The 11,895-nt window shown below is 37.0% G+C and carries 15 protein-coding genes; 6 read left to right on the top strand and 9 right to left on the bottom strand.

The features are described 5' to 3' along the window. The first annotated feature begins 104 nt into the window (after positions 1-104). The 4 genes from BW964_RS10105 (at position 105) to BW964_RS10090 (ending at position 3,304) form a co-directional block, all read left to right on the top strand. Positions 105-851: a carboxypeptidase-like regulatory domain-containing protein gene (locus BW964_RS10105; RefSeq protein ID WP_076507882.1), complete on the top strand. Its 747-nt coding sequence runs from the start codon at positions 105-107 to the stop codon at positions 849-851. Positions 852-857: 6 nt separating this feature from the next. Further along, complete coding sequence (locus tag BW964_RS10100; protein WP_076506947.1) at positions 858-1,664, top strand: hypothetical protein; 807 nt, start codon at positions 858-860, stop codon at positions 1,662-1,664. Between the two features lie 2 nt (positions 1,665-1,666). Next, on the top strand, positions 1,667-2,497 hold the full coding sequence (locus tag BW964_RS10095) for a carboxypeptidase regulatory-like domain-containing protein (protein ID WP_228432107.1): 831 nt from the start codon (positions 1,667-1,669) through the stop codon (positions 2,495-2,497). 72 nt (positions 2,498-2,569) lie between these two features. Next, a complete protein-coding gene (locus tag BW964_RS10090; protein WP_076506944.1) occupies positions 2,570-3,304 on the top strand; it encodes an SIMPL domain-containing protein in 735 nt (244 codons plus the stop codon). A gap of 254 nt (positions 3,305-3,558) precedes the next feature. On the opposite strand, the gene BW964_RS10085 is transcribed toward BW964_RS10090, so the two are convergent. The 5 genes from BW964_RS10085 to BW964_RS10065 form a co-directional block, all read right to left on the bottom strand. Continuing rightward, positions 3,559-4,071, bottom strand: a complete 513-nt coding sequence (locus BW964_RS10085) for a GNAT family protein (protein ID WP_076506943.1) — start codon at positions 4,069-4,071, stop codon at positions 3,559-3,561. 2 nt (positions 4,072-4,073) lie between these two features. Beyond that, positions 4,074-4,295, bottom strand: a complete 222-nt coding sequence (locus BW964_RS10080) for a PspC family transcriptional regulator (RefSeq protein ID WP_034725857.1) — start codon at positions 4,293-4,295, stop codon at positions 4,074-4,076. Next, positions 4,288-5,559 carry a DUF2851 family protein gene (locus BW964_RS10075; protein ID WP_076506941.1) on the bottom strand — a complete coding sequence of 424 codons (1,272 nt, stop codon included), beginning with the start codon at positions 5,557-5,559 and terminating at the stop codon, positions 4,288-4,290. The genes BW964_RS10080 and BW964_RS10075 overlap by 8 nt, the downstream gene beginning before the upstream one ends. Positions 5,560-5,811: 252 nt before the next feature. Next, positions 5,812-6,960 carry an N-acetyl-alpha-D-glucosaminyl L-malate synthase BshA gene (bshA, locus tag BW964_RS10070; protein ID WP_076506939.1) on the bottom strand — a complete coding sequence of 383 codons (1,149 nt, stop codon included), beginning with the start codon at positions 6,958-6,960 and terminating at the stop codon, positions 5,812-5,814. A 4-nt stretch (positions 6,961-6,964) separates the two neighbouring features. Next, complete coding sequence (locus BW964_RS10065) at positions 6,965-8,698, bottom strand: glycoside hydrolase family 3 protein (protein ID WP_076506937.1); 1,734 nt, start codon at positions 8,696-8,698, stop codon at positions 6,965-6,967. 115 nt (positions 8,699-8,813) lie between these two features. On the opposite strand from BW964_RS10065, the gene BW964_RS10060 reads away from it, so the two are divergent. Both BW964_RS10060 and BW964_RS10055 read left to right on the top strand, forming a co-directional pair. Further along, positions 8,814-9,365, top strand: a complete 552-nt coding sequence (locus BW964_RS10060) for a hypothetical protein (protein ID WP_076506935.1) — start codon at positions 8,814-8,816, stop codon at positions 9,363-9,365. A gap of 147 nt (positions 9,366-9,512) precedes the next feature. Next, positions 9,513-9,905: a hypothetical protein gene (locus BW964_RS10055; RefSeq protein WP_076506933.1), complete on the top strand. Its 393-nt coding sequence runs from the start codon at positions 9,513-9,515 to the stop codon at positions 9,903-9,905. 55 nt (positions 9,906-9,960) lie between these two features. On the opposite strand, the gene ribA is transcribed toward BW964_RS10055, so the two are convergent. The 4 genes from ribA to BW964_RS10035 are packed head-to-tail and all read right to left on the bottom strand — an operon-like array spanning position 9,961 to position 11,872. After that, positions 9,961-10,557, bottom strand: a complete 597-nt coding sequence (gene ribA / locus BW964_RS10050; RefSeq protein ID WP_076506931.1) for a GTP cyclohydrolase II — start codon at positions 10,555-10,557, stop codon at positions 9,961-9,963. A 16-nt stretch (positions 10,558-10,573) separates the two neighbouring features. Continuing rightward, complete coding sequence (locus BW964_RS10045) at positions 10,574-11,029, bottom strand: hypothetical protein (protein WP_076506930.1); 456 nt, start codon at positions 11,027-11,029, stop codon at positions 10,574-10,576. Beyond that, the gene (locus BW964_RS10040) at positions 11,026-11,640 is read right to left on the bottom strand and encodes a DUF4254 domain-containing protein (protein WP_076506928.1); all 615 of its coding nucleotides are present in this window, start codon (positions 11,638-11,640) and stop codon (positions 11,026-11,028) included. Before BW964_RS10040 ends, BW964_RS10045 begins: the two co-directional genes overlap by 4 nt. A gap of 16 nt (positions 11,641-11,656) precedes the next feature. Then, a complete protein-coding gene (locus BW964_RS10035; protein ID WP_076506926.1) occupies positions 11,657-11,872 on the bottom strand; it encodes a twin-arginine translocase TatA/TatE family subunit in 216 nt (71 codons plus the stop codon). Positions 11,873-11,895: the final 23 nt, after the last annotated feature.

Genomic DNA, 11,895 nt, shown 5'->3' with positions numbered 1-11,895 from the left:
TTGAGAGGCAAAAATCAAAAAGAAATCCTAAAACGCGTTAACTGTGGTTAAACTTACCATTTACTTTAAAAATAATTTTAGATTTGCTTTATAAAAAACTGTCAGTGAAACTCAAACTACTCTTTTTTTTAATTCCCTTTTTTTTCATTCATATCCATGCTCAGAATTATATTTTCGGGAAAATAATTTCTGAAGACAATGCAGAAATTCCTGATGTTACGGTCATCAATATCAGAACCGATGAAAGAGCTGTTACGAACCGCGACGGACACTTCATGGTTTCCGGAAGAGCAGGAGATGAGCTTAGGTTTGTAAAGGCAGGCTACGAACGTATCGTTAGAAAGGTTTCTAAAGAAAATATAGAATCTCCCCTGAATATTACTTTGGCAAGAGCCACCATACTCATTCCCGAAGTAGAAATCAAGCAGGGACTTACCGGTGATCTGAAAATTGATACAAAAAACCTTAACCGACCTAAAAAAGTGGATAAACTGATCAAGGATATCGATAAGTATATCGATCAGAAATCAGATCCACGGATTCTTGCCGCAAGACCTGGAGAATTTGTACAACCGAAAGGGCAGGGCTTCTCTATTGGAAAAGTGAAAAATAAATGGGACGATATTGATCTCATCAGTTATCTTCATACCGCCCTAAGTGATGAATATTTCATAAATTTAAAGATTGAGAAACCTCAGATCGAGCATTTTATCGCTTATGTTTTAGCAGGAGGTTTTGAAAGACAAAAAATTCTGAAATACGGCTTTTGCAGTGACGCTGATCTGAACAGGTTTCAAAGGTTTGTACTGACGAGAATCTCTTCTTACCGCGCTCCAAAAACTCAAAGATAAACGCCAATGAAAACTTACATTAAACAAGGTCTTTACACCGTTCCGCTTTTTATATCTGCAGAATTTTTTTCCCAGCAGCAGGCTACCGGAATCGTGACAGACAATGGCAAGACCAATATCAACCCGGTTTTAGTCATTAATGTTTCCAGCCAAAAGAGTGCGTTGAGCGATGCTTCAGGAAGGTTTAGCATAGAAGCTTCAGAAAAGGACGAACTCAGATTTGTAAAAGAAGGCTATTATCGTTTCGACAAGAAAATGGGGAAGGAAGATTTCAATTCTCCTTTAATGATCACTCTTGAAAAAAGAGAAATAGAAATTCCGGAAGTAAAAATAACGTACAAGCCTACAGGAAATCTGGAGAAAGACAACAAGCATCTTAACGAATCCAGAAAAATCGTTTCTTTAAGATCAGAACTGGATGAGTATATGAAAAGCCCAATGAATGAGGCTTTACCGGATAATACAGTTTCAAAAACTTTTAAACAGGACTATGGTGCAGGTCAGGTGAACCTTTTAGGCGTTTTGGATGCTGCCGTTGGTCTGTTCAAAAAAGCCACTGAACTTAAAATTACCAAAGCTAATTATATAGAAACACAGGATTTTATAAAAAGGATTAAGCGGGAAGTAGATTTACAGTTTCTGGAAAAATACGGAATGGATGAAGAGCACATAGACCAGTTTCTTCTGTACGCTAATGATACCCGTATGATGGCAAAAAAATACAGAAAAAACTTTAAGATCGATGTGGTGGAAGATGAATTAAGAGTGGCTTTCGCCGAGTACAAGAAAACCCGTAAGTTGGATAATCTTTAATTTTGAAGAGGATAGAAATGAATTTTGGATGCGGAAATATAGATATTGCTCATGGAAATAAAATTTTATTTCTTCTTATTTTTATGTTCAATACGGTCTTGGCGCAACAAACGGTAGCGGGGCGTATCGTGGATGACAGTGGTGAAAACTTAAGTTCTGTCATTATCATCAATATGTCTACCGACCAGAAAGCATCTTCCGATTTCATGGGAATGTTTTCCATTCAAGCGGCTCCCAATGATGAGCTAAGATTTGTAAAAGCAGATTTCAGAAGAGTTTCTGTGAGGGTTCCGGCTGGTGGATTCAATGCGCAATTGCTGGTCACCTTAATTCCTGTACCCACAGATGTTGGAGAAGTAAAAATCGTGAAGAAACCCACCGGTGACCTTGAAACGGATTCAAGGCTGGCCGCAAAAGCAGATAAAGGAGAAATCGTAGAACAGGCAATTGGTTTACCGCAACCTGTTGGGAAAATGAGGGAAAAACCTGCCGAAGTGAAAAAGGTCCTTATTCCCATACTTCTGGGAAGTCTGGATGTGCAGGGTGCCTATGATCTGATCAGTGGAAAGGCGAGGCGTCAGAAACGTCAGTACAGATATGATGATCTTCAGGAACATATTCTGTGGGTTCGAAACAGAGTCGATAACGAATACTTTACGAATGCGGGAATTCCTGAAGAACGCATTTCAGAATTTATACAATATTCTTTCGAGGTCAAGCCTCAGGTCAGAACTTATGTGAAGGCTAAAAACTTGTCCGGAGTCCTTCTTAGAATGGAAGAAACGATGCCTGTCTATCTCGAAAGATTAAAGCAACATAAAAAGCAGGAATAATGTTAAAGAATTCTTAAAAATCGGAATAGAAATTGATGTACTGGTATACAAAATCAATCCAATCACATTTTTATGAATAAGAATATTATAGCAGTAGCAGTCGGAGCACTTGGATTTGTCCTGGGGCTGGGCTTTTTAGGGAATGCTATCAAAAACAGGAATAAATCCGAAAATACCATTTCCGTAACCGGATTAGGCACCAAGCAATTTACTTCCGATCTGATCACCTGGTCCGGAAGCTTTTCCAAAAATAATTCCGATTTGAAAGCCGCTTATGATGAGCTGGCCATCGATAGAAAAGTGATCAATGATTATCTTGTTTCAAAAGGAATTAAACAGACTGAGATTGTATTTTCTTCCGTAGATATTCAAAAGCAGTTCAGAAGCTATAACGACTCCAATGGAAATTATGTTCAGGGTGAATTTTCCGGGTACAATCTTACCCAAAAGGTTTCCATTGAAAGTAAGGAAGTGGTAAAGATCGAAAACCTTTCCAGAAATATTACAGAGATCATCAACCGCGGTATTGAATTCACTTCTTCAGCACCCTCTTATTTTTATACCAAATTGGCAACGGTAAAACAGGAAATGATTGCACGAGCAACAAAAGATGCTAAAGAAAGAGCAGAGAAAATTGCGGAGAATTCTGGAAGCAGCCTGGGAAGTCTTAAAAAAGCAACAATGGGAGTGATCCAGATTACAGAGCCTAATTCCAATGAAGACTATTCCTACGGCGGAACATTCAATACTTCCTCCAAAGAGAAAGAAGCAAATATCACGATAAAGCTAGAATACGAGGTCAATTAAGATGATCATCTTAGAAAAAATATCAACCACAAAAGAGAACAAAAGTTTTTGAACACTTAAGTTATTCTGAAGTTTAATACTTTGAGAATAAGATGTTCACATAAGTTTTAAAAAAAATCACAGATTTTTATACGGAGTAATATACACAATCATCTGTGAAAATTTGTAAAATCAGTCGTTCAAGAAAAAGGTAAAAGACTTTACAAGATGCTATAAAAACAAACCGCCGGAAGATCTCCGGCGGTTTTTATATTTTAATGATACACAATATCATAAATTTCCTCTTTGACACTCTTGAGATCTTCAGGAGTATAATTGGCCAGCAGCCACAGATCTAAAGATTTTTTTCCTTCACCATAACTTGGCTGGACATACATTTTGTCAATCAGCGTAAATCCGTTTTTCTGATAGAAAGAATAACGTCTTTTGGCATCATCGCCCAAATGATCAGGTTCTATTTCCAGGATAATTCTCGGATAGTTTTCAAACAGATATCCTGTAATATGAGATCCCAGTTTCTGGCTTCTGAAGGCTTCAAAAACTTCAAAATGTTCCACAAAAACATAAGAACTCAATTCCCAGATGATAAGATATCCTATGCTCTGAGACTCATGCAGCACAGATATTACTTTTACATGAGGATTGGAGAATAAAGCGGTAAATTGTTTCCAGTCCCTTTGCTCATCTGCGGGGAAAGTGCTGGAATAAGACTTATAGATTTCCTGTACTCTAAAGTCTTCGGCAGAAGTAATCGGTAAAAATTCCATAATTATAAATCAAAAACACTGGGTCTTCTGGTAATGAAAATATCTTTGATCCAAAGGGTGAAAGCCAGCCCCAGATAGATCAAAAAGAAGAACCCGGCTGTAGCAAAAGTGGAATAGATAAAGAAGATCCTTAATTTGGACACAGGGATCCCCAGTTTAGCTCCGGTTCTCGTAAGAACACCGAACCATTCTCTTTCCATCTTATGGCGGATATTATCAAACATTTGAAGATTCTTTTAAAAGTTTAAATCCAATACCGCAATTTAAGCAATTTTTTTCTTCACACGAGGTTTTATAGTGATAAATCAGGCTCTGACTTTCCATTGCATTTTTTACGTCTAAACCCATTTCTTTCCAGCCGGAAATAATAGAATTTTTTTCAGAAGCAGCATTTCTGTAAAATTCCAGAATCTCATCGGTAATTTCCTCACTTTGATATCGGTGGTAGGTGTATTTCAGAGGAAGAACGGTATTCAAAATAACCAGTTCAATAAAATCCTTAGTCAGTGTTTTAGGCTGGAATTTTGAAAGCTTTCCGAAGTTAAAATGAAAATCCCAATAGTCTGAAGCTTTTACCGGTGCAAAAACATCATACAATTCATTCATATGATCAGCCTTGATGATCTTTGAAAATAAATTCTGGTGCTTTAAGTAGAGATCAGACAACTGAGAAAGGCGAATCGTTGGAAAGTTGGGAGGGCGCAGTCTCAGAAACTTTGGATGAAATCTCAGATCCGGGATGCTGAACTTTTTTCGGAGAAAATCGAATTCTCTTTTCCACATCAGCATTTGGGTGTCTTTCGGGTTTTCCAGCCATCCTGAAATGCCAAAAAGAAGTGCCTCAAGCTGTGATTCATTCTGACGAATCTTGTTGATGATTCTGAAATCTACAGATTCTGCAATAAGCCTGAAGGTGTAAGCATTTACTTTTAATCCGAAAGAGTAGGCGAGACTGTGAAAAAGAACGGCCTCAAAATCATTCTTGTGCAGTTCTAAGCTTTTTTCAAATTCCTGAGATTTTTCATCCAGTTTCTTAATAACATTAGCTTCATGAAAATTAACGGGTATTTTATCAGGCGAAAAAATATTTTCACAGGCAATGAATTGTGTTCCGGTCATTAATGTCTCGTATTTCCCCAGAATATTATGATCAATGTACGCTCTCAATTCCAGAGTAGGAATGTTTTTACCGTTGAGGTCATCGATCTCGGCGTCATTCTGATAAACAACATGTAAAATGATGTTTTGGTAATTAGGGTCCTGAGAATGGTTGTGGAAGATCCAGTCGGAGGTGCGAACGTGCAGTTCAATATTTCCGGCGATCACAAGATCTTTGATTTTTATTTTTGCATCAAGAAAATCTGGTCCTGCATCCGTATTCCATTTTCCGAAGTTTAGAATTTCAACAGCATTGCCTTCAATATCCCTGAAGTCAAAATGTTTGAAAACTTTATAGTTCCAAAGATATTGAAGCAATTTTTCTGTCATAGGTGTGATATAAATATAGTAGAAATTCCACACTTTTATCACCTCAAAACTTAGATTTTCCACCTCTGTTCTAAACAATTTCTCATCAATAGAAATACAGTTTACACAATAGAAATTTATATGCTGTTCTTTCTCTTTTATTGTTTTTTTGCTTTAAAAAATAAAATGCCTTCCATCAAGAGGTGGGAGGCATTATAATTGATGTTTTTGCTTATTAAAGCACTTTGGTCATGGATTGGCTAAAACTATTGGTTAAGCTTTTGTCAGCTCCTTGTTGAAGTTTTCAATTGTTGTTCTGTACATTTCTTCATAGATAGGAAGAATATTTTTTAGATCAAATTTGATCGCCTGTTCTTTTGCATTCTTTTTCATTGTTGCCAAAAGCTCGTCGTTGCTTAATAATTTGATCGTATAGTTACTCATTGCTTCCACATTTCCGATTTCAGCTAAGAATCCTGTTTCTCCCTGGATATTGACCTCAGGAATCCCTCCTGCATTGGAGCTGATCACCGGGGTGTACGCTGCCATAGCCTCAAGTGCTGCCAGTCCGAAGCTTTCCTGCTCAGAAGGAAGTAAAAACACGTCGGATAACTGTAAGATTTTATACAGATCATTTACTTTTCCAAGCAGACGGATCTTTGAAATCAATTCAGGATTTTCTTCCAGAAACTGGTTCACCTTTTCCATATCCGGTCCTTCACCAATGATAATCAGCTTTGATTTTACTTTTTTCTCTACACTTTTGAAGATTTGAAGCACTTCTTCAACCCTTTTTACAGGCCGTAGGTTGGATACATGGATCAAAATTTTCTCGTCCGGATTTGCAAACTGTGTTCTCTGGCATTCTGAGCAATCGTCAAATTCGGAATTATCAATAAAATTGGTAATCACCTGAATTTCCTTTTTGATATTGAAAAACTGGAGAGTATCTTTTTTCAAACTTTCAGAAACGGAGGTGATCGCATCAGACTGATTGATTGAAAATTCTACAGCATGTTTGTAACTTGGATGCTGTCCTACAAGGGTAATATCCGTTCCGTGAAGCGTTGTTACCAGCGGAACATCATTATTGTCTTCCTTTAGCATCTGTTTGGCGGTAAATGCAGCATATGCATATGGGATGGCGTAATGAGCGTGCAGCAGATCGAGCTTATAAAGATTCACCACACGATAGATCATGGAGCTTAATGCAATATCATAAGGCTGATACTGGAAAAGCGGGTAGGTCTGTACATTGACTCTGTGAAAGAAAATATTCGGGTTGGTAATGTCTAATCTTGCGGGAAGCGCAGAACTTATGAAATGGACCTCATAGCCTTTGTTGGCCAGAGACATTCCCAATTCTGTTGCTACGATTCCGCTTCCTCCGTATGTTGGATAGCAAAGTATGCCTATTTTCATGAGATTATTGTTGTTTTGATGTTGTAAAAACTGTTGTGTTTGCCTGAGAAAAGGCAGCCGGAACTTTATCCATGCCCATTCCTGCTTTCAGTTGGTCATTGACCAGAACGGGAAGTCTGCCCCCTATTTTTGTTTTTCCGTTCAACGCATCGGCTGTGGCAGCCATTGAGTCATCGTTATTTTCATAAGATACGAGGACTGTAGATACTTTTGAAATATCCATGTCTTTTAAAGCGTAAGCACTTCCGAAAACATTTAAGATAACGTTTTGATTCCTGGTAAGATCAGCAAGGATTTTTTTAGATTCTGCTGAAATTTTATAAGGTTTATATGCTGTTGAATTATCCTTGTGAAGCCCTACAATTACTGTAGAACCTGAAGGGATGGTACTGATTTCGTTGGCTTTTCTGATCATTACATTAGATCCAAGCTGATTGGCAAAAGTCTGATACGGAGCTTCTTCCAGAGGAACATAGTAGACCTGTTTTCCAATAATAGGAAGCAGATTTTTGTCATCTTTTAATAACGTCAGAGCATTAGCATAAAGATTCTTTACCAATGTTTTGTGCGACTCATTATTAATATCATGGTTAATGTTTTCAGGATTTTTAGGGCTGTATTTGTCAAGGCCTAAGAAATATTTGGTCAATAAAATTTTCTTTACACTTTCTTCAACTCTTGCCTGAGAGATTTCTCCTTTTTCAATACTTTTCTGAATTAATTTTTTGCCTTCTGAAACCCCCTGAGAGAAAAGCATAATGTCATTTCCTGCTTTAAATGCAAGCGCGTCCAGTTCACCAGGTTTATATTTATTGGCTACAGCACCCATGTTTAATGCATCGGTGATAATTAAGCCTTTATATCCTAATTGTTCTTTTAATAATCCGGTAATGATGTTTTTAGAGACAGATGCAGGAATTCCTTTTCCTGATTCCAAACTTGGTACATAGAGATGGGCTACCATCACTCCGCCTATTCCTTTATCCATTAAAGCTTTAAAAGGAGCAAGCTCAACGGTGTTGAGTCTTTCTAAACTATGGGAAACAACTGGCAGATCCAGATGGGAGTCTGTACTTGTATCGCCGTGGCCCGGAAAATGTTTGATGGCTGCAAGAATCGTGTTGTCCTGAAGCCCGTTAGAATAAGACAAAGCAGAACTGATCACATTATCAACCTCAGATCCAAAACTTCTGTTCCCGATAATTGGATTGTTGGGGTTGGTATTGACATCAACAACCGGTGCGAAATCCCAGTTAATTCCCATTCTGTGGCAGTCTTCCGCAATTTTCGCAGACATCTGATAAATAAGATTTTTATCCTGTATGGCACCCAGCGTCATCGCCCATGGAAATTTATGTGCTGTGGCAATTCTTTGAAACAGTCCCCATTCTGCATCCATACCAATCATCATCGGGACTTTTGATTTCTGCTGGAACTCGTTCACCAGGCTGATCTCTCTGGCTGCATCGTCCTGCATTAAGATCAGTCCTCCGATTTTATCGTTTACAACAATATTTCGGATCTGATGAATATAGTCTTCCCCTTTATTGGTATAAAGTGCTACAATAAACAGCTGGCCCAGTTTTTCATCCTGAGAAAGAGACCTGTATGTTTTATCTACCCAGTGATGAGCTTTTTTAAGGTCTTCTTTGGATATATTTTTGGGCTGGTATTGAGCTTTAGCTATAAAGCTTATGAATGAAAAAATAAAGAGAGAATTATATAACAATTTCTTCATGATCTTTTGAATAAGAACAAAAATACAATTAAAAAAATGATGAAAACAAAGTTTTTGCAACTTTTGGTATATGATTTGAATACGCTTTATAAATAATAACTAAACTTTTCTAAAAATGAAAAAAATTCTTCTATTCTTATTTCTGGGCTCTGTAGGTTTTACCGCTTACAGCTGTGACAATAATGATGACGCTGTTGTTCAGAATCCAGTAGATTATGATACGTACTCAACCGCTTATGATATTATCCCGACTTTTACCAAAACAAATAATAATTTATATCATTTTGATGATGCTTTTAATAAGCCTTTGGTAGAATCAGATGTGGTACTGATCTATTTACAAACGGGTCTTACCAATAACAATTCTCCGATTTGGAGCCTGTTACCGTACTCAGTAGCTCTAAATAATGGGAACAATGACAGAGTGGATTATGTTTTTGATTTCAGCGCATATGATATCGGAATCAATGTTAAATCTACCCCTACCTTGAATCTGGATAATAATTCATCGTATTACACGAATAAAAAATTCAGAGTAGTGGTTGTTCCTGCTAAAACAGGAACCAGTAAAAGTGCAGAAGCTGCAGCTGTTAACTATGAAGATTATAACAGCGTTATTAAGTATTACAATATTGACGAGTCTAAAATCCAGACTAAAGTTAAATAAAAAAATATCTTTTCAGTTTTTTATAATTAAAAAAAAGCTTCGGGATTTCTTTCCGGAGCTTTTGATTTAAATACCTATAAATTCTCTTTTAAGGGAAATGAAAAAAAGGTAATTTTACGCCTCTGAATAAAACTAAAATCCCAGTCCATGATAAAAAACTTCTTTTTTAAAACTTTAATGGTGGCTCCGATGCTTTTTCTGGCCTCATGCAGTGAGATTGTAGACAATATCGATCGTAAAAACGAGCAGGAAAACTATGTATCTCCCTATGCAGGAAAATGGATAGGTACTTATACAGGAGAAGTGAGTGGAAATTTGATCCTGAATGTTTCTAAAAGCGGAAGTATTGAGGTGACAAGAATTGTAAATGCTAATGTAGAAGAGACTTATTATACGAGCCTTCAAAGTGCAGCAAGCGCAGCTATAAGTCCTTCCACCTCTCCAAAAGGTTTTTCCCTGATAGGGAGTTTAGAAACCAAGTCCGGGACCTGGAAACATCAATACTGGAGTGGCAGCTGGTCGGTTCAAAAGCAACCATAAAAAGAATTATAATGAAAAAGCTCCGGAAAGAAATTCCAGAGCTTTTATTTTTTGTCTACTTGTCATTATCATCTAATAAATGACCGAAGAAATCTTTCTTTGTTTTGAGATATCCTTTACTCATTTCGTTGGCAGGAATCTGGAGAGGAATTCTTGAGTTGAGGTGAATATTGCTTTCTACCACATATTTTACCTTTTCCGGATTATTCGTCAGAAGATTAATATCTTTTACATCCAGCAGATTCAGGATATCAATAGCTACTCCGAATTTTCTGTCATCAGCAGGAAGTCCCAGTTCAAGATTGGCTTGTACTGTATCAAGACCTTTTTCCTGTAACGAATAGGCTTTCAGTTTATTGATGATTCCAATATTTCGTCCTTCCTGACGAAGATATACAATAATACCTCCGTGTTCATGGGTATATTTCATTGCGGCATCCAGTTGTTGCCCGCATTCACATTTTTTTGAATGGAAAACTTCTCCGGTAATGCATTCTGAATGGAAACGTACGTTCACCGGTTTTGAAAAATCTGTATTTTCTGCTACGATGGCCATATGTGGCATCCAGTCGTTTTCGTTTTCGGAGAAAGCGATCATTCGGAAAGAGCCGTGTTCTGTAGGAACATTAGCTTCTGCCTGAATTTTAATCATTAATAGTGGTTCGTTTTTAATTTCCTTTTAAAGAATCTTCTATGACAGAAATATTGGTTTTTAGACGTACCAGATATCTGTTTAAAACTTCATCATCATCTTTGTCGAGTTGCTGTCTGAGTTTTTGAATTTTCTTATATGATTTTTCGAAGCTTTTAACTGCTCTGTTTTTTCCTGCCGAGTTGTTGGCGTCAATGGCATATAAATAATTCTGAAGGCTATATTTCAAGCTTGTTATTTCGTCATTCAAACTGTTATTCTTAAACTTTGGAAAAGTAGAAATCAGATTTGAAATTTCAGAAGCATTTACATTTTCTTTGATATTGATATCAAAACCTTTTTTTGCCCCTCTATCGGAATTAGAACCTTTAGTTTCGCTATAAAAATTATTGGACAGCGGAGAAAGATTAAGCTTTTCCGTTGCGCAGGAAGTGATAATTAGTAGTACTCCAAAAAAAAATAGTTTTCTCATTTCTGTTGCCCCTTTTGATAAAGGATCGGGTTAAGACTATCATCGTTATACATTTTCATTTGTTTGTATACTTTCATCTTAACATTACCGTATTCAATATCAGTAAGCAACTGATCTATAGAGGTGGAGAGGTCTTCTTTCTGACTCATCAGTACATCCAGTTTTGCCTGGCAGTTTGCACGATGCTCTTCAGAAGCGGATTCTCTGTGGGCCTCTAATGACATATGATAAACCTTTAATGCAAGAATTGATAATCTGTCTACTGCCCAAGCGGGTGTTTCAGTATTGATTTTTGCATCAGGTTTAGGAGTTATATTTTCAAACTTTGTAAGGAACCAGCTGTCGATAAATTCTACCAGATCTGTTCTTTTCTGGTTAGAGGCATCAATGGTTCTCTTCAATTGAAGAGCTTCAGCCGGATCAATATTTTCATCTCTAATAATATCTTCTAAATGCCATTGAACGGTATCAATCCAGTTCTTTGCATACAAAATCCGTTCCAAACTGTCTTTTTCGAACGGGTTATTAATTAGAGCGTTAACGTCATCGAACACGTGATAGTCTTCAATAGATTGATTGAAGACTTTCCATGCAGTCTCAGTGAAATTCATTAATGGTAAGGAATTTTTAGTTGCTGGTAGTATTGTTATTATCGGTAGAAGAGGCTTTCTTTTCAGAACCTGGTTTGTCTTCTTCCTTCACCGCATCTTTAAATTCTTTGATTCCTGAACCAACTCCTCTCATTAATTCCGGAATTTTCTTTCCTCCAAAAAGCAATACCAAAAGGATCGCTACGATAAGGATGTGTTGCCAAGATAAGGCTAATATTGTAAGTGTATTCATCTCTTAAGATTTTTACAAAGTTA

It is taken from the genome of Chryseobacterium shigense (genome assembly GCF_900156575.1).
Taxonomy (GTDB): domain Bacteria; phylum Bacteroidota; class Bacteroidia; order Flavobacteriales; family Weeksellaceae; genus Chryseobacterium; species Chryseobacterium shigense.
Note: the sequence above shows the minus strand (reverse complement) of the source record. Positions and strands in the feature narration are given on the sequence as shown.

Coding starts and splice junctions, on each gene's coding strand:
- BW964_RS10085 (WP_076506943.1), bottom strand. CDS start 4,071: ATGGAATTTTTACCGATTACTTCTGCCGAAGACTTTAGAGTACAGGAA.
- BW964_RS10065 (WP_076506937.1), bottom strand. CDS start 8,698: ATGAAGAAATTGTTATATAATTCTCTCTTTATTTTTTCATTCATAAGC.
- bshA (WP_076506939.1), bottom strand. CDS start 6,960: ATGAAAATAGGCATACTTTGCTATCCAACATACGGAGGAAGCGGAATC.
- BW964_RS10045 (WP_076506930.1), bottom strand. CDS start 11,029: ATGAGAAAACTATTTTTTTTTGGAGTACTACTAATTATCACTTCCTGC.
- BW964_RS10100 (WP_076506947.1), top strand. CDS start 858: ATGAAAACTTACATTAAACAAGGTCTTTACACCGTTCCGCTTTTTATA.
- BW964_RS10035 (WP_076506926.1), bottom strand. CDS start 11,872: ATGAATACACTTACAATATTAGCCTTATCTTGGCAACACATCCTTATC.
- BW964_RS10060 (WP_076506935.1), top strand. CDS start 8,814: ATGAAAAAAATTCTTCTATTCTTATTTCTGGGCTCTGTAGGTTTTACC.
- BW964_RS10040 (WP_076506928.1), bottom strand. CDS start 11,640: ATGAATTTCACTGAGACTGCATGGAAAGTCTTCAATCAATCTATTGAA.
- BW964_RS10090 (WP_076506944.1), top strand. CDS start 2,570: ATGAATAAGAATATTATAGCAGTAGCAGTCGGAGCACTTGGATTTGTC.
- BW964_RS10080 (WP_034725857.1), bottom strand. CDS start 4,295: ATGTTTGATAATATCCGCCATAAGATGGAAAGAGAATGGTTCGGTGTT.
- BW964_RS10055 (WP_076506933.1), top strand. CDS start 9,513: ATGATAAAAAACTTCTTTTTTAAAACTTTAATGGTGGCTCCGATGCTT.
- BW964_RS10075 (WP_076506941.1), bottom strand. CDS start 5,559: ATGACAGAAAAATTGCTTCAATATCTTTGGAACTATAAAGTTTTCAAA.
- ribA (WP_076506931.1), bottom strand. CDS start 10,557: ATGATTAAAATTCAGGCAGAAGCTAATGTTCCTACAGAACACGGCTCT.